Genomic DNA, 15,556 nt, shown 5'->3' with positions numbered 1-15,556 from the left:
CGTGGCCCCGGCCTCCGCCAGAAGTCCCGGATCGGCAGAGCCGGCCGCCGCGTCGCTCGCGGCCAGCGCGCTCTGGGATGCCGAGACGGACGACGTCCTCACCTGCGTCGCGGTGCGGGCCGAGACGCACGACGTGAAGACCTTCGTGCTCGCCGCCCGCGAGCCGCGGACGTTCCGCTACCGGCCGGGCCAGTTCCTCACCTTCGCCTTCGAGATCGGCGGGGAGACGCTCCACCGCTGCTACACGATCTCCTCGGCCCCGACCCGGCCCCACACCCTGGCGATCACCGTCAAGCGCGTGGCCGGCGGGCCGGTCTCGAACTGGCTGCACGACCATCTGGCGCCTGGCGACAGCGTTCGGGCGCTCGGTCCGATGGGCGACTTCTCGTGCTTCACCCATCCCGGGGCGAAGTACCTGCTCCTGTCGGGCGGCAGCGGCGTCACGCCCATGATGGCGATGGCGCGCACCTTCCACGACCTCGGGGCGGGCCGCGACCTGGCCTTCGTGCACTCGGCGCGCAGCCCGGCCGACATCGTCTTCCGGGACGAGCTCGCCCTGATGGCCCGCCGCGACCCGGCGCTCAGCGTCCACGCGATCTGCGAGGCCGACGCCCCGGGCGAGGCCTGGACGGGCCCGCGGGGCCGGCTGACCCCGGCGCTCCTGCGCGAGACGGTGCCCGACTTCCTCGAGCGCACGGTCTTCGTCTGCGGCCCGAAACCCTACATGGACGCGGTGCGGGCGATGCTGGCCGAGGCCGGCTTCGACATGGCCCGGTACCACGCGGAGAGCTTCGACTTCGGCGCCCTGCCGGAGGCCGAGCAGGACGCCGCCCGCGAGGCGGAGCAGGCCCTCGACGACGCGCCGGCCGCGGGCGTGCGCAGCTTCCGGGTGGAGTTCGCCAAGACCCGCCGGGTGCTCGACTGCCCGGAGGACACGACGGTGCTGGACGCGGCCCGCAAGGCCGGGATCCGCCTGCCCTCCTCCTGCGCCAAGGGCCTGTGCGGCACCTGCAAGTCGAAGGTGACCTCCGGCACCGTGGCGATGACCCACGCGGGCGGCATCCGCCAGCGCGAGATCGATGCCGGCATGGCCCTGCTGTGCTGCTCCAGGCCGACGAGCGACCTCGTCATCGAGCGGTGAGGCCCGGGCCGCGCCCGGCCCCTCCCCGCATCGCACACCCCCTCGCCTTCGGGAGTGCTCCCGTGATCGCCAACGCCGACGCGCTGCTGAAACCCCTGACCATCAAGGGGCTGACGATCCGCAACCGGGTGATGTCCACCAGTCACGCGCCGGGCTACGGCCGCGACGGCAAGCCCCAGGAGCGCTACCAGCTCTACCACGCCGAGAAGGCCAGGGGCGGGATCGGGCTGACCATGTTCGGCGGCTCCTCGTCGGTCGCCCCTGACAGCCCGGCCGCCCCCTGGAACCAGATCTCGGTCGCCGACGACGCGGTGATCCCGTTCTTCCGGCAGTTCGCCGACCGGGTCCACGCCCACGGCGGCAAGCTGATGATCCAGCTCACCCATATGGGCCGCCGCACCAAGTGGGACACCGAGCACTGGCTGCCGACGCTCGCGCCCTCGCCGCGCCGGGAACCCGCCTCCCGCACGATCCCGAAGGAGATGGAGGCGGAGGACATCGCCCGCGTGGTGCGGAGCTTCGCCGCGGCCGCGCGCCGCTGCCGCGAGGGCGGACTCGACGGCTGCGAGGTCTCGGCGGCCCACGGCCACCTGATCGACCAGTTCTGGTCGCCCGCGGTCAACCGGCGCACCGACCGGTACGGCGGCAGCCTGGAGAACCGGATGCGCTTCGGCATCGAGGTCCTGGAGGCGATGCGCGCCGAGGTCGGCGACGCCTACGTCATCGGCATCCGCATGTCCGGCGACGAGATGATCGCCGACGGTCTCTCGCAGGAGGATTGCCTCGCGATCGCCTCGGAATATGCCAGGCGCGGCCTCGTGGACTTCCTCAACATCCTGGGCGGGCAGGCGCGGGACCACATCGCCCACGCGATCTCCCTGCCCAACATGTCCTTCCCGGTGGCGCCGTTCCTGTTCCTGCCGAGCGCGATCAAGCGCGAGGTCGACGTGCCGGTCTTCCACGCCCAGCGCGTCACCGACCTCGCGACCGCGGCCCGGGCAGTGGCTGAGGGCCACGTCGACATGGTGGCGATGACCCGGGCGCACATCGCCGACCCGCACTTGGTGCGCAAGCTGTCCGAGGGCCGGGCCGACGACATCCGCCAGTGCGTCGGCGCGGGCTACTGCATCGACCGCATCTACGTCGGCGGCGACGCCCTGTGCATCCAGAACGCCGCCACCGGCCGCGAGGCCACGATGCCCCACGAGATCCGAAAGGCGGAGGTCCGCCGCCGCGTCGTGGTCGTCGGCGCCGGGCCGGCCGGGCTCGAGGCGGCCCGCGTCTGCGCCGAGCGCGGCCACGCGGTCGTGCTGTTCGAGAAGGGCGCCCAGCCCGGCGGACAGATCACCCTGGCGGCGAAGGCCGGCTGGCGCGAGGCGATGTCGGGCATCACCCGGTGGCTCGTCGCCCAGGTCACCAAGCTCGGCGTCGACCTGCGCCTGAACACGGCCGCCACCGAAGAGGCGGTCCGCGCCGAGAAGCCCGACGTGGTGATCGTCGCCACCGGCGGCAGCCCGTCCCGCGGCCACGCCAAGGGGGCCGAGGCGCACGCCGTGACCACGGCCGAGGTGCTCTCCGGCGCGGTCGAGCCGACCGGCTCGGTCCTGCTCTACGACGAGATGGGCCAGCACAACGCCGCCTCGGTCGCCGAACTCCTGGCCAAGCGCGGCTGCCTCGTGGAGATCGCCACCCACGACCGGATGGTGGCCGAGGAGGTCGGCACCACCAACCAGCCGATCCACCTGCGCGAACTCTACAGGCTCGGCGTGGTGATGACGCCGAACATGGAGCTGATCGAGATCTACCCCGAGGGCAACCGCTTCGTGGCGGCCCTGCGCAACACCATGACCGACGCCGAGGAGGAGCGCCTCGTCGACCGCATCGTGGTGGATCACGGCACCCTCCCGGTGGACGGGCTCTATCACGGCCTGAAGGCCGGCTCGGTGAATCGCGGCCGGACCGACCAGGGCGCCCTGCTCCGCGGCGAGCCGCAGCCCTTCGACCTGTCCGGCGGCTACACCCTCCACCGGATCGGCGACGCCGTGGCCGGCCGCAACATCCACGCGGCGCTCTACGACGCCCTGCGGCTGTGCAAGGACATCTGAGCTGAGCCATGGCCGGTCCCGTCTCCCTGGCCACCGTCTTCCCCGGCCTCGTCTGGGCGATGGCGGCGCTGGCCCTCGTTCAGGTCGCGCGCCGGGCGATCCTCTGGCGGGCCGGCGCGACCGCCCCGGTGGCGTGGCTCGAGGGCCTCGCCAAGCTGCCCCGGCGCTACCTCGTGGACGTGCACAACGTCGTGGCGCGGGACGCCTACGCGTCGCGGATGCACGCGGTGGTGGCGGGCGGCCTGCTCGTGGCCTCGGTCCTGACGGCCCTGGCGATCCTGCCGCCGCTGGGCGGGTTCGCGCCCTACTGGATCCTCGTCGCCCTCGCCTTCGCCGTCACGGCCGCCGGCGCGCTGCTCGTCGGCGCCCGCCGCTACCCGCGCCGGACGCCGCGCCTCTCGGCCGGGCGTTTCCAGATCCTGCCCGTCCTGCTCGTCGCCTACGCCCTCGGCGGCGCGGTAACGGCCCTGGCGCTGGCCACCGGCGGCGGCCTCCTCGCCCCCGTCGCCCTGGCGCTCGCGGCGGCCGGCGGCCTCGGCCTCGCCTTCGAGGTGCGCCACGGCCCGATGCGTCACGCCGCGGCGGGCGCCCTCCACCTCGTCGCCCATCCGCGGCCCGGCCGCTTCGCGGGGCGGCCGGACACCGCGCTCCAGCCCCTCGACCTCGAAGCGCCGCGGCTCGGCGTCGCGACGCCGGCGGACTTCACCTGGAACCGGCTGCTCTCCTACGACGCCTGCGTCAGCTGCGGGCGCTGCGAGACGGCCTGCCCGGCCTTCGCGGCCGGCCAGCCGCTCAACCCGAAGCGGCTCATCCAGGACCTCGTCGCCGGCCTGTCGCCGGCGGAGCCCGCCTACGCCGGCGCGCCCTATCCGGGCGGCCGCGAGGCCGCGGGCGGGCGGGGTCCCCTCGCCCGCCTGATCGGGCCCGACGCCCGGATCCATCCCGACACGCTCTGGTCCTGCACGACCTGCCGCGCCTGCGTCGAGGAATGCCCGATGATGATCGAGCACGTCGACGCGGTGGTGGCCCTGCGCCGCCACGAGACCCTGGAGCGCGGCGCCCTGCCCGAGAAGGCGGTCGCCCCGGTGACGGAGCTGCGCCAGGCCGGCGATCCCGGCGGCCGGCCGCTCCGGGCCCGCACCGACTTCGCCGCCGGCCTCGACCTCCCGCTGATCTCCGGCCGGGAGAGCACCGACGTGCTGCTCTGGCTCGGCGAGGGCGCCTACGACCTCCGCTACGGCCGCACGCTCCGGGCCCTCGTGCGGCTCCTGCGGGAGGCGGGCGTGGACTTCGCCGTCCTCGGCCCGGAGGAGCGCGACACCGGCGACCTCGCCCGGCGGCTCGGGGACGAGGCGACCTTCCAGGACCTCGCCCGGACGAACGCCGCGACGCTCGCCCGCCACCGCTTCCGGCGCATCGTCACCGCGGATCCGCACGCCCTGCACGCCCTGCGCAACGAGTACCCGGACTTCGGCGCCCGCTACCCGGTGGTGCACCACTCCGCGTTCCTCCTGGAACTGGTCCGGGACGGGCGCCTGAATCCGGGGCGCCTGCCGGACCGGGCCGTGACCTATCACGACCCCTGCTACCTCGCCCGCTACAACGGGGAGACGGAGGCACCCCGCGCTCTGCTCGACGCGATCGGGCTGACCCGCGTCGAGATGGCCCGCTCCGGACGCCGCGCCATGTGCTGCGGCGGCGGGGGCGGTGCCCCGGTGAGCGACATCCCCGGCGAGCGGCGCATCCCCGACCTGCGGATGGCCCAGGCGGCCGAGACCGGTGCCGGAACTGTCGCGGTCGCCTGCCCGTCCTGCACGGCGATGCTGGAGGGCGTGACCGACCGCGAGGCCGAGATCCGCGACATCGCGGAGCTGCTCCTCGAGGCCGTGGAGGCGGGCCGATGACCCGCTTGCGCCGCGACCCCCGCGCCGAGCGGGCCGCCCAGCGCGTCGCACCCCGCGACACGGGAGACCGGCCGCGCTTCGACCGCGCGGCGCGGGCCGCCGGCGGCCGCCCGCGCCGCGACCCGCGCGCCGAGCGCGAGGGCCGGCGCGTCGCCGGCCCCGCCCGCCCGCGCTTCGACGTAAGCCAGCAGGACCGCCCCGCGGTGCCGGTATCGGTCCAGGCGGCCCGCCCGGCCCAGGCGGCGCCAGTCGTCGTGACGGTGGACGACCCGGCCTTCCTCGTCGTCGCGGTGCCCGACTGTGCCGGCGGCCGGCTCTCGACCCACGACCGGCAGCTCCTCGGCGCCGCGCGGGTCCTCGCGGGCCGCGACGGCGCGGTCGTGCTGCTCGCCGCCGGCGACTGCGCCGGATGCGGCGCGGCGGGCGCGGACCGTCTCCTCGCGCACGGCGACGGTGACCGCGCCTACGATCCCGCCGGCCGGGCCGCCCGGATCGCCGCCGCCCTGACCGCACTCGGTCCGCGGCACGTCCTGTTCCCGGAATCCCTCGACGGCGGCGACGTCGCCCGCCGGGTCGCGGTCCGGCTCGGCGCGCCGCTGTTCACCCAGGCCGAGGGCGTCTCCGCCTCCGGGCTGATCCGCCCGGCGCGGGGCCGCAGCGTCGAGCAGCGGGCGGCGCCGGGGCTGCTCGCCACCGTCGCCTCCGACGCGGTGGCCGAGTACGCCGGCCCGCCCCGGGAGGCGCGGCCGCTGGCGGTCGCGATGGCGGAGCCCGCGCCGGCCGGGACGGCGATCCGCTCGGCGCAGCGCCTCCCGGCCGACCCGGCCACGGTGCCGCTCGCGCTCGCCGAGTTCGTCACCGCCGCGGGCAACGGCGTCACCGACCTCGACACGTTCCGGCAGCTCGTCGCGGCGCTCCGCGCGACCCCGGGCGCGAGCCGGGTCCTGTGCGATTCCGGGCTGATGCCGCGCCGGACCCAGGTCGGCGCCTCCGGCACCGTCCTGGCGGCGACCTGCTACTTCGCCCTCGGCATCTCGGGCGCGCCGCAGCACCTGCAGGGCGTCGTGGACTGCGAGCACGTCGTGGCGGTCAACACCGACCTGCACGCGGCGATGATCGAGCGGGCGGGCCTCGCCATCGTGCAGGACGCGCAGGCCGTCATGCCCGCCCTGCTGCGGCTGCTGGCCGAGGAGGCCGCGCGCCCGGAGGGCAGCCCATGATCAGCGTCGTGCTCCTCTCCGCCGGGCGGCATCCGGTCTCGGGCGCGACGGTCCTGCCGCGGCTGGAGGCCCAGGCGATCCGCCTCGCGACGGGCCTCGGCGAGGCCGTCGGCCTCCACGCCGGGCCGGACGCGGCCGCCGTCGCGGACGCCCTGGGCCACGGCCTGTCCCGGATCGTGCACGTCCCCCTGCCGGCTGAAGTCGATCCGGTGCCGGCGCTCTCCGCCCGCCTGGCGGCGATGGCGCCCGCCCTGATCCTCGCGGGCCGTCGCGGCCAGGGGGGCGACGAGACCGGGATGGTTCCCTACGCGCTCGCGCAGGCCCTCGACTGCCTCCTGATCCCCGACGTCGTCGCCCTCGCGGTCGGCGACGCGGGCGACCTGTCCCTCGACCAGACCCTCGGCCGCGGCGCCCGCCGCCGCGTGACCCTGCGCGGGCCGGTCCTGGCCACGCTCCATCCCGACGCGCCCGCGCCGCTCCCGTTCGCCTACGGGCAGGCGCGGCGCGGCGCCATCGAGACCGTCGCGGGCGACCCGGACCCGTCGGCCGCCCCCGTCCCGGCCCTCGAGGAACGCCCCTATCGCCGCCGGCCGAAACTCGTGAAAGGTGCGCCGTCCGGCGGCTCGGCGGCGGAGCGGCTCAGGGCGGCGACCGGCGAGGCCGCGTCCGGCGGCGGGCGCCTCCTCGTCCGGCCCGAGCCCGACGAGGCCGCCCGGGAAATCCTGGCGCACCTGCGCCGGATCGGCGTCCTCGCGCCACCAACCCGCGAACCCCGATGAGGAGCCCGATGCCTTTGACCTCCGACGATCTCCTGGCCCGTCTGCGCGAGCGCGGGGTCGCCTACAAGCTCTACGAGCACGCGGCGGTCCTGACCGTCGAGGCGATGATGGCGGCCTGCGGCGACATCGTCGGGGCGCACACCAAGAACCTGTTCCTGCGCGACGGGAAGAGGACGTATTTCCTCGTCACGCTCCATCACGACGCCCAGGTGGACCTGAAGGCGTTCCGGACAGTCCTCGGCGCGCGGGGCGGCCTGTCCTTCGCGAGCGCCGAGGCGCTCGGCGAGCAGCTCGGCGTCGCGAGCGGCGCGGTCTCGCCGCTCGCCGCCCTCAACGCCGCGCCGGGCCGCGTGAGGATCTTCATCCAGGACAGCCTGCTCACGGCGGCGCGGATCAACGTCCATCCCCTCGTGAGCACGCGCACCCTCAATCTCACGCCGGACGACCTGCTGGCCGCGCTCCGCGCGGAGGGGCACATGCCGGAACCGTTCGCGCTGCCCGAGGCGGCGCAGGCGGCCTGACGCCGCCCTGGCGGGATCGGCGGCCCCGCGCTCCAGGGCGCGCGGCCGGCGCGGGAGGTCGCGCTCAGCAGGCGGCGACGTTGACCGCGAGACCGCCCAGGGAGGTTTCCTTGTACTTGGCCTGCATGTCGTGCCCGGTCTGGCGCATCGTCTCGATGACCTGGTCGAGGCTCACGAAGTGCACCCCGTCGCCGTGGAGGGCGAGGGAGGCGGCCGCCACCGCCTTGTTGGCGCCGAAGGCGTTGCGCTCGATGCAGGGGATCTGGACGAGCCCGCCGATCGGGTCGCAGGTCATGCCCAGATGGTGCTCCATGGCGATCTCGGCGGCGTTGGCGACCTGCCGCGCGTCGCCCCCGAGGACGGACGCGAGCCCGGCGGCCGCCATGGCGGCCGCGGAGCCGACCTCGCCCTGGCAGCCGACCTCGGCGCCCGAGATCGAGGCCCGGCGCTTGATCAGACCGCCGATCGCGGCGGCGGCCAGGAGGTAGTCCCGGCCGCGGGTCTCGGTCCAGCCGGGGCAGAAGTCGACGATGTAGCGCAGCACCGCCGGCACGATCCCGGCCGCGCCGTTGGTCGGCGCCGTGACGATCCGGCCGCCGGACGCGTTCTCCTCGTTCACCGCCAGGGCGAACAGGCTGATCCAGTCCATGATCTCGTGGGCCGGCCGGCTGTTCGTCAGGCGGTTCGCGTCGAGTGTCTCGTGCAGGCGCTTCGCGCGCCGCCGGACCTTGAGGCCGCCGGGCAGCTCGCCGTCCATGCGCAGGCCTCGGGCGATGCAGGCCAGCATGGCGTCGCGGACGGCGTCGAGCCCGGCCTCGATCTCGGCCTCGGTGCGCAGGGCGCGCTCGTTGGCCATCTGGACCTGCGGGATGGTCAGGCCGGTCTCGGCGCAGATCCGCAGCAGGTCGGCGCCGCTCTCGAACGGGTGGGGCACCGCGACGGCGTCGAGCCCGGCGGTCTCCGCCGCGCCCTCCTCCTCGACGAAGCCGCCGCCGATAGAGTAGCAGACCACCTCGTCCAGCACGGCGCCGCCGGCGTCGTGGGCGCGGAAGCGCATGCCGTTGGTGTGGCCGGGCAGGACCTCGGTGAAGTTGAACAGCAGGTCCTTCGTCGTGTCGAAGGCGACGCCCGGCAGGCCGATGGCGCCGGTCTCGGCGAGGGCCCGCGTGTAGCCCGCCACGGCGTCCGGATCGACGGTCGCGGGCTCGTGGCCGAGCAGGCCGAGGAAGATCGCCACGTCGGTGCCGTGGCCGCGCCCGGTCCAGGCGAGGGAGCCGAAGATCTCCGCGCTCACCCGCGCGAGCCCGGGCCGGCCGGCGACGCGGTCGCGGAAGCGGCGCGCGGCCACCATGGGTCCGATCGTGTGGGAACTCGACGGGCCGATGCCGATCTTGAACAGATCGAAGGCGCTGATCATCGCGCGGCGGCTCTCTCCAGCGGGCCGGCCCCGAAGGCGGCCTCCTGCAGCAAGCCATACACGTAGGTCGCGAAGGACCGCCAGCACTCAACCCGGTATGTCGGGACCGGGCCGGGGCGACGGATCAGCACGATCTCGGCCTTGCCGAGGAGCGTGCGGGTGGCGCTGCCCGCCGGGAAGGCGGCGTCGCCGAGGTCGAGGGGGCAGCCGGCATTGAGGGCGATCGCGGCCGCGACCCCGCGGACGTCGATCCCGACATTGCGGTGCGACACGTCCACGAGGGCGTGCGCCCGGCCGGCGAGTTCGGCGGTCACGGCGGCGGCCAGGATGTCGGCATCGGGTTCGGGCGCGCCGATCAGCCATTCGTCGGGACCGAGGCGGGCGATCCAGCGGGTCGCGTCGACCGACAGGGTGTTGATCGGGCGGTCGAGGGGGAGGCCGGCCGCCGATCCGAGGGGACCGCGCAGGCGCAGGGCGAAGCGCGCCTCGGCCGCGGCCGGCCGGATCAGGAGACCGGCGCCGACCGGCGCCGGAGCGTCGGCGCGGCCGAGCGGGTGCGCCCGGGCGGTGCGGTAGCGGGCCTCAAGCATGGATGCGCTCCCCCTTGGGATCGAAGAACACCGGCTCGGCCACGGTGGCGGTGGTGAAGCCGTCCGGGGTCGTGACGTGGAGGGTCCGGCCGAGCAGGTCGCGCCCGCCCGCCACGAGGGCCAGCGCGATGGAGCGCTCGCAATTCGCACTCCAGTAGCTCGACGTGACGTGGCCGAGCATCCGCATCGGGATCGGCTGGTTCGGGTCGGCGACGATCTGGGCGCCCTCGTCGAGGACACATCTCGGGTCGTCGGTGACGAGCCCGACGAGCTGCTTGCGGCCGGAGGCGACCACGTCGGGCCGGGCGAGTGAGCGCTTGCCGACGAAGTCCCTCTTCGCCTTGGCGATCATGCCGGACAGGCCGACATCGTCCGGGGTGACCGTTCCGTCCGTCTCCTGGCCGACGATGATGTAGCCCTTCTCGGCCCGGAGCACGTGCATCGTCTCGGTCCCGTAGGGAGTGATCCCGTGGGGCCGCCCCGCGTCCATGAGCGCCTCCCAGACCGCCAGCGCGTGGTCCGACGGGACGTTGATCTCGAACCCGAGCTCGCCGGTGAACGAGACCCGGAACAGGCGGGTCGGCACGCCGCAGATCGTGCCGGAGCGCATCGCCATGTGCGGGAACGCCTCCGGCGACAGGTCGATGCCCTCGACGAGCGGCGCGATCACCTCCCGCGCCTTCGGGCCCTGGAGGGCGATCACCGCCCACTGCTCCGTGGTCGAGGTCAGGAACACCTGGAGGTCCGGCCACTCGGTCTGGAGGTAATCCTCCATGTGGGCCAGCACCCGGGCGGCGCCGCCCGTGGTGGTCGTGACGTGGAAGCACTCCGGCGACACGCGCGCCACGACGCCGTCGTCGAGGATGTACCCGTCCTCCTTGAGCATCAGGCCGTAGCGGCAGCGGCCCGGCTCGAGCTTCGCCCAGGGGTTGATGTAGAGGCGGTTCATGAACTCGGCCGCGTCCGGGCCGACAATCTCGATCTTGCCGAGCGTCGAGGCGTCGAAGAGGCCGACGCCCTCGCGCACGGCCCTGCACTCGCGGGCGACCGCCGCGTGCAGGTCCTCGCCCGGCTGCGGGAAGTACCAGGCGCGCCGCCACAGGGCGACGTTCTCGAACAGGGCGCCGTGGGCCTCCGCCCAGCCGTGGATCGGCGTGGTGCGGATCGGGTCGAACAGGGCGTGGCGCGCCGGGCCGACGAGGGTCCCGAAGGTGACCGGGGTGTAGGGCGGCCGGAAGGTCGTGGTCCCGACCCCTGGGAGCGCCTTGTCGAGCTGCCCGGCGACGATGCCCAGGGCGTTCATGTTCGACGTCTTGCCCTGATCGGTCGCCATGCCGGTCGTGGTGTACCGCTTCACGTGCTCGATCGAATGGAAGCCTTCGCGCACCGCGAGCTTGATGTCCTTCGCGGTGACGTCGTTCTGGAAGTCCACGAAGGCGCGGAGCTTCGTGGGGTCGGCGTCGGTCGGCATGATCCGCACCGGCTGGAAACCGGTCGGCGTCGGCGTCGCCGTGAAGGCGCGCCGCTCCGTCGCGCCGGCCGCCGCCGCGCCCGCCGCGTCGCCCTCGGCGAGGCAGGCCGCGAGGTCGTAGGTGCCCCTGGCCGCCCCGGCCGAGCGCTCGGCCTGGGCCGAGGTCGCGGGCAGGAAGGCGTCGCGGGCGGGATCGTAGGCGAGCTTGCCGCGGGACTGCGAGAACAGGTGGACGGCGGGCGTCCAGCCGCCCGACATGCCCACGCAGTCGCAGGCGAGGCGGCGGCGGGCGCCGACCCGCCCGTCGCTCCCGATCGGCGCCACGAGCAGTCCCGTGACGCGCGCCCGGCCCCTGGACCCGACCACCGTGTGGCCGGTCAGGACGGTGATCCCGGCCGCCCGCAGGCGTGCCGGGTCGGGCCCGCAATCGGCCTCGAGGCGCAGGTCGACCACGGTCACGTCGGCCCCCGCCCGCTTGGCGTCGAGGGCCGCGACGTAGGCCGAGGCGCCGCTGGTCGCGAAGACGATGCGCCGTCCCGGCAGGACGCCGTAGCGGTTGATGAAGACCCGCACGCTCTCGGCGAGCAGGATGCCCGGCCGGTCGTTGTCGGCGAAGACCAGCGGCCGCTCGTGCGAGCCGCCGGCGAGCACGACCTCGCCGGCGCGGACCTGCCAGAGCCGCTCGCGCGGCGCCGTCGCGGACCCGGCGGGCAGGTGGTCGGTGACCCGCTCGGCCAGCGCGACGTGGTTGTGGTTGTAGTAGCCGAACGCCGTCGTGCGCGGCAGCAGGATGACGTTCTCCCGCCCGTCGAGGTCGGCGAGGGCGGCCTTCAGCCACTCCGCGGCCGGGCGGCCGTCGATCTCGGAGGTCACGTCGTGCAGGAGGCTGCCGCCGGGCTCCGCGCCCTCGTCGGCGAGGATCACCCGCTTGCCGGTCCTCGCCGCCGCCGTGGCGGCCGCGAGGCCGGCCGGCCCGGCGCCGACGATCAGGACGTCGCAATGGGCGTGGCGGTTGGCGTAGCGGTCCGGGTCGGCCTCGGCCGGGGCCCTGCCGAGACCGGCGGCGGCACGGATGAACGGCTCGTAGACCCGGTCCCAGAACTTCCGGGGCCACATGAAGGTCTTGTAGTAGAACCCGGCGACGAAGACCGGCGAGAGCAGGTCGTTCACCGCGCCGACATCGTAGCGCAGGGACGGCCAGTGGTTCTGCGACCGGGTCCTGAGGCCCTCGCGCAGCTCGACCACCGAGGCGCGGTTGTTCGGGTCGACCCGGCCGGGGCCGCGATCCACCGACAGCAGGGCGCTGGGCTCGTCGGGGCCGTGGCTCAGGATGCCGCGGGGCCGGTGGTACTTGAACGAGCGTCCGACGAGGTGGATGCCGCTGGCGAGCAGGGCCGAGGCGACGGTGTCGCCCTGGTAGCCCTCGACCGTGCGCCCGTTGAAGCTGAATCGGACCGGCCGCGCGCGGTCGATGCGGCCGCCCCGGGCCAGTCTGTACGGCTGTGCCATCACGCCCTCGCCTCGGTGTCGGTGGAACGGGAGGGCGCTGCGCCCGCGGGGTAGGTCTCGAGGAAGCGGTCGCTCACGGTGTCGCGCAGGGCGTTGAACCAGCGCCCGCAGCCGTGGGCGTGGTTCCACCGCTCGGCGTGGATGCCGCGCGGGTTCGCCCGCACGAACAGGTGCTCGGCCCAGGCCGCGTCGTCGAGGGCGGCGGGATCGGCCGGCCGGGCGACATGCGCCTGGCCGCCGCAGCGGAACTCGGTCTCGGGTCGGTTCCCGCAATACGGACAGGCGATCAGCAGCATCGGGCGTCTCCTCGCTGGGACGGGTGGTCGCCGGTCAGTGCGCGACGGCCGCGGCGGCGGCCTCGTCGATGAGCCGCCCGGTGCGGAAGCGGTCGAGGGTGAAGGGCGCGTTGATCGCGTGGGGCGCGCCGGTCGCGAGGGTGTGGGCGAAGACGTGGCCCGAGCCCGGCGTGGCCTTGAAGCCGCCCGTGCCCCACCCGCAATTGACGAACAGGTTCCGCACCGGCGTCTTCCCGATGATCGGCGAGCGGTCGGGCGTGACGTCGACGATGCCGCCCCAGGAGCGCAGCATCCGCATCCGGGTGAATTGCGGGAAGAGCTCGCAGATGGCGTCGAGGGTGTGGGTGGTGATGTGGAGCCCGCCCTGCTGACTGTAGGAGGTGTACTGGTCCGTCCCGGCCCCGATGACGAGCTCGCCCTTGTCGGACTGCGAGATGTACGCGTGGACCGCGTTCGACATCACCACGCAGGGGAAGACCGGCTTGACCGGCTCCGAGACCAGGGCCTGGAGCGGGTAGCTCTCCAGGGGCATCCGCACGTCGGCCATCGCCATGACCGTCGAGGTGTGGCCGGCGGCGACGACGCCGATCCGGCCGGCGCCGATGAAGCCGCGGGTCGTCTCGACACCGATCGCCGCCCCCGAGGCGTCCCGGCGGATGCCCTTCACCTCGCAGTTCTGGATGATGTCGACGCCGCGGGCGTCGGCGCCGCGGGCGTAGCCCCAGGCGACCGCGTCGTGCCGGGCGGTGCCGGCCCGGCGCTGCAGGGCGCCGCCGAGCACCGGGTAGCGGAGGTGGCCGCCGATCTCGAGGGGCGGGCAGAAGTCCTTGCACGCTTCCTTGGACAGCCACGCGTTGTCGATGCCGTTGAGCCGGTTGGCGTAGACGTGCCGCTTGAAGCTCTGAACGTCGTGGATGTTGTGCGCGAGCATCAGCACGCCGCGCTGCGAGAACATCACGTTGTAGTTCAGTTCCTGCGCCAAGCCCTCCCAGAGCTTGAGGGCGTGCTCGTAGAGGGCCGCGCTCTCGTCGTAGAGGTAGTTGGAGCGGATGATCGTGGTGTTGCGGCCGGTATTGCCGCCTCCGATCCAGCCCTTCTCCAGCACGGCGACGTTGGTGATGCCGTGGACGGCCGCGAGGTAGTAGGCCGTCGCCAGGCCGTGGCCGCCGCCGCCGACGATGACGACGTCGTAGGCCGCTTTCGGCTGCGGATCCCGCCACTGACGGCCCCAGCCCTGGTGGCCCCGGAGCGATTCCGAGAGCAGCGATGTGAGGGAGAAGCGGCGCATCGGTGAGCCCCCTTGGATGATCGATCATCGGCGCGACGACCGGGGCCGGCTTTCTCGACGGCGACCGCGAGTTTGAGATTTGCGACGCCGAGCCCGGCCGCTCTTCCGCTCCCGGATTCAGAGGGTGTTTCGCGCCTCAGCCGGTTGTGATCGGCGCGGACTTACCTTTGAATGGTTCTCGGCTAATCTGTCCCCGGGGGACGTCGATGAACCAGATCAGCGCGGCATGTCGGGCGTCGGAGACGACATCGGTCGGCTTCATGCTCGTCGCCCAGTTCTCGATGATCGCCTTCTCGTCGGCCATCGAGCCCCTGCGCCTCGCCAACCGGGCCGCGGGCCGGGAGCTCTACCGCTACTCTCTCTGGTCGGAGCGCGGGGACGGTTGCACCGCCTCGAACGGCGTCGAGGTCAAGGTGTCCGGCGCGTTCGGTGAGGCGCAGAGCCTCGACATGCTCATCGTCTGCGGCGGCATCGACATCCACCGGCACGACCACCGGGCGCTGAACGCGAGCCTGCGCCGCAGCGGCACCCGCGGCGCGGCGATCGGGGCCGTCTGCACCGGGACCTACGTGCTGGCGAAGGCCGGGCTCCTCGACGGGTACCGGGCGACGATCCACTGGGAGAATCTCGCGAGCCTCGCCTCGGAGCACGATGCCCTGGAGATCGGCTCGGACCTGTTCGAGATCGACCGCAACCGCTTCACCTGCGCGGGCGGCACGGCGGCGGCCGACATGATGCTCTCGCTGATCATGTGCGAGCACGGGCCGGACCTGGCCTCGAACGTCGCCGAGCAGCTGATCCATCACCGCATCCGCGAGGCCGGCGAGCGGCAGCGGATGGACCTGCGCATGCGCCTCGGCGTGGCGCATCCCAAGCTCCTGCACGTGGTCGGGCTGATGGAGGAGACCTTCGCCGAGCCCCTCGGCAGCCAGGAGCTGGCGGATTCGGTGCGCCTGTCGAAGCGCCAGCTCGAGCGGCTGTTCCTGAAGTATCTCGGTCGCTCGCCCGCGAAGCACTACCTGCGCATCCGCCTCGAGCACGCCCGCCACCTGATCCGCCAGACGGCGATGCCGCTGCTCAGCATCGCCATCGAGTGCGGCTTCGCCTCGGCATCGCACTTCTCGAAGGCCTATGTCGACCATTTCGGGCGCCCGCCGAGCGCGGAGCGCAAGCTCGTCGGCGGCGCGGTCGGGCGCGGGCCGGGCGCGGCGCAGGTCGTGCTCGCGAAGGCGGGAGCCTGAGCCAGGCAGGCGCGTCCGGCAGTCACTGCGCCCCGGACGCGCCTCGGGGCGGCGATGCGGGGTATCCTGTCCGC

The 15,556-nt window shown here is 74.0% G+C and carries 12 protein-coding genes; 7 read left to right on the top strand and 5 right to left on the bottom strand.

The window, feature by feature from the left end:
* Position 1: 1 nt before the first annotated feature.
* The 6 genes from ACTJK8_RS25625 (at position 2) to ACTJK8_RS25600 (ending at position 7,670) form a co-directional block, all read left to right on the top strand.
* The gene (locus tag ACTJK8_RS25625) at positions 2-1,141 is read left to right on the top strand and encodes a 2Fe-2S iron-sulfur cluster-binding protein (protein ID WP_440762731.1); all 1,140 of its coding nucleotides are present in this window, start codon (positions 2-4) and stop codon (positions 1,139-1,141) included.
* Between the two features lie 62 nt (positions 1,142-1,203).
* Positions 1,204-3,246, top strand: a complete 2,043-nt coding sequence (locus ACTJK8_RS25620; protein ID WP_070999566.1) for an NADH:flavin oxidoreductase — start codon at positions 1,204-1,206, stop codon at positions 3,244-3,246.
* A gap of 8 nt (positions 3,247-3,254) precedes the next feature.
* Positions 3,255-5,150, top strand: coding sequence for a DUF3483 domain-containing protein (locus ACTJK8_RS25615; protein WP_440762730.1), 1,896 nt, complete (start codon positions 3,255-3,257; stop codon positions 5,148-5,150).
* Positions 5,147-6,370 carry an electron transfer flavoprotein subunit alpha/FixB family protein gene (locus tag ACTJK8_RS25610; protein WP_440762729.1) on the top strand — a complete coding sequence of 408 codons (1,224 nt, stop codon included), beginning with the start codon at positions 5,147-5,149 and terminating at the stop codon, positions 6,368-6,370. The genes ACTJK8_RS25615 and ACTJK8_RS25610 overlap by 4 nt, the downstream gene beginning before the upstream one ends.
* Positions 6,367-7,149, top strand: coding sequence for an electron transfer flavoprotein subunit beta (locus ACTJK8_RS25605; RefSeq protein WP_070999569.1), 783 nt, complete (start codon positions 6,367-6,369; stop codon positions 7,147-7,149). The genes ACTJK8_RS25610 and ACTJK8_RS25605 overlap by 4 nt, the downstream gene beginning before the upstream one ends.
* 8 nt (positions 7,150-7,157) lie before the next feature.
* Positions 7,158-7,670, top strand: coding sequence for a prolyl-tRNA synthetase associated domain-containing protein (locus ACTJK8_RS25600; protein ID WP_024829781.1), 513 nt, complete (start codon positions 7,158-7,160; stop codon positions 7,668-7,670).
* A 64-nt stretch (positions 7,671-7,734) separates the two neighbouring features.
* On the opposite strand, the gene ACTJK8_RS25595 is transcribed toward ACTJK8_RS25600, so the two are convergent.
* The 5 genes from ACTJK8_RS25595 to ACTJK8_RS25575 are packed head-to-tail and all read right to left on the bottom strand — an operon-like array spanning position 7,735 to position 14,241.
* The gene (locus ACTJK8_RS25595) at positions 7,735-9,087 is read right to left on the bottom strand and encodes an L-serine ammonia-lyase (protein WP_440762728.1); all 1,353 of its coding nucleotides are present in this window, start codon (positions 9,085-9,087) and stop codon (positions 7,735-7,737) included.
* Complete coding sequence (locus ACTJK8_RS25590) at positions 9,084-9,677, bottom strand: sarcosine oxidase subunit gamma (RefSeq protein WP_024829779.1); 594 nt, start codon at positions 9,675-9,677, stop codon at positions 9,084-9,086. The genes ACTJK8_RS25595 and ACTJK8_RS25590 overlap by 4 nt, the downstream gene beginning before the upstream one ends.
* Entirely contained in the window at positions 9,670-12,657 is a 2,988-nt protein-coding gene (locus ACTJK8_RS25585; protein ID WP_440762727.1) for a sarcosine oxidase subunit alpha family protein, read from the bottom strand. The genes ACTJK8_RS25590 and ACTJK8_RS25585 overlap by 8 nt, the downstream gene beginning before the upstream one ends.
* Entirely contained in the window at positions 12,657-12,953 is a 297-nt protein-coding gene (locus tag ACTJK8_RS25580) for a sarcosine oxidase subunit delta (RefSeq protein ID WP_012319454.1), read from the bottom strand. Before ACTJK8_RS25580 ends, ACTJK8_RS25585 begins: the two co-directional genes overlap by 1 nt.
* A gap of 34 nt (positions 12,954-12,987) precedes the next feature.
* A complete protein-coding gene (locus ACTJK8_RS25575) occupies positions 12,988-14,241 on the bottom strand; it encodes a sarcosine oxidase subunit beta family protein (RefSeq protein ID WP_012319455.1) in 1,254 nt (417 codons plus the stop codon).
* A 206-nt stretch (positions 14,242-14,447) separates the two neighbouring features.
* Here ACTJK8_RS25575 and ACTJK8_RS25570 point away from each other — a divergent pair, with 206 nt between their 5' ends.
* Entirely contained in the window at positions 14,448-15,482 is a 1,035-nt protein-coding gene (locus tag ACTJK8_RS25570) for a GlxA family transcriptional regulator (protein WP_440762726.1), read from the top strand.
* The last annotated feature ends 74 nt before the right edge of the window (positions 15,483-15,556 follow it).

The sequence above is a fragment of the Methylobacterium sp. 22177 genome (genome assembly GCF_052045615.1).
In the GTDB taxonomy this organism is placed as follows: Bacteria; Pseudomonadota; Alphaproteobacteria; order Rhizobiales; family Beijerinckiaceae; genus Methylobacterium; species Methylobacterium radiotolerans.
The sequence above is the reverse complement of the archived record's forward strand: the minus strand, read 5'-3'. Positions and strand labels throughout refer to the sequence as shown.

Coding starts and splice junctions, on each gene's coding strand:
- ACTJK8_RS25575 (WP_012319455.1), bottom strand. CDS start 14,241: ATGCGCCGCTTCTCCCTCACATCGCTGCTCTCGGAATCGCTCCGGGGC.
- ACTJK8_RS25605 (WP_070999569.1), top strand. CDS start 6,367: ATGATCAGCGTCGTGCTCCTCTCCGCCGGGCGGCATCCGGTCTCGGGC.
- ACTJK8_RS25615 (WP_440762730.1), top strand. CDS start 3,255: ATGGCCGGTCCCGTCTCCCTGGCCACCGTCTTCCCCGGCCTCGTCTGG.
- ACTJK8_RS25600 (WP_024829781.1), top strand. CDS start 7,158: ATGCCTTTGACCTCCGACGATCTCCTGGCCCGTCTGCGCGAGCGCGGG.
- ACTJK8_RS25570 (WP_440762726.1), top strand. CDS start 14,448: ATGAACCAGATCAGCGCGGCATGTCGGGCGTCGGAGACGACATCGGTC.
- ACTJK8_RS25585 (WP_440762727.1), bottom strand. CDS start 12,657: ATGGCACAGCCGTACAGACTGGCCCGGGGCGGCCGCATCGACCGCGCG.
- ACTJK8_RS25595 (WP_440762728.1), bottom strand. CDS start 9,087: ATGATCAGCGCCTTCGATCTGTTCAAGATCGGCATCGGCCCGTCGAGT.
- ACTJK8_RS25580 (WP_012319454.1), bottom strand. CDS start 12,953: ATGCTGCTGATCGCCTGTCCGTATTGCGGGAACCGACCCGAGACCGAG.
- ACTJK8_RS25590 (WP_024829779.1), bottom strand. CDS start 9,677: ATGCTTGAGGCCCGCTACCGCACCGCCCGGGCGCACCCGCTCGGCCGC.
- ACTJK8_RS25610 (WP_440762729.1), top strand. CDS start 5,147: ATGACCCGCTTGCGCCGCGACCCCCGCGCCGAGCGGGCCGCCCAGCGC.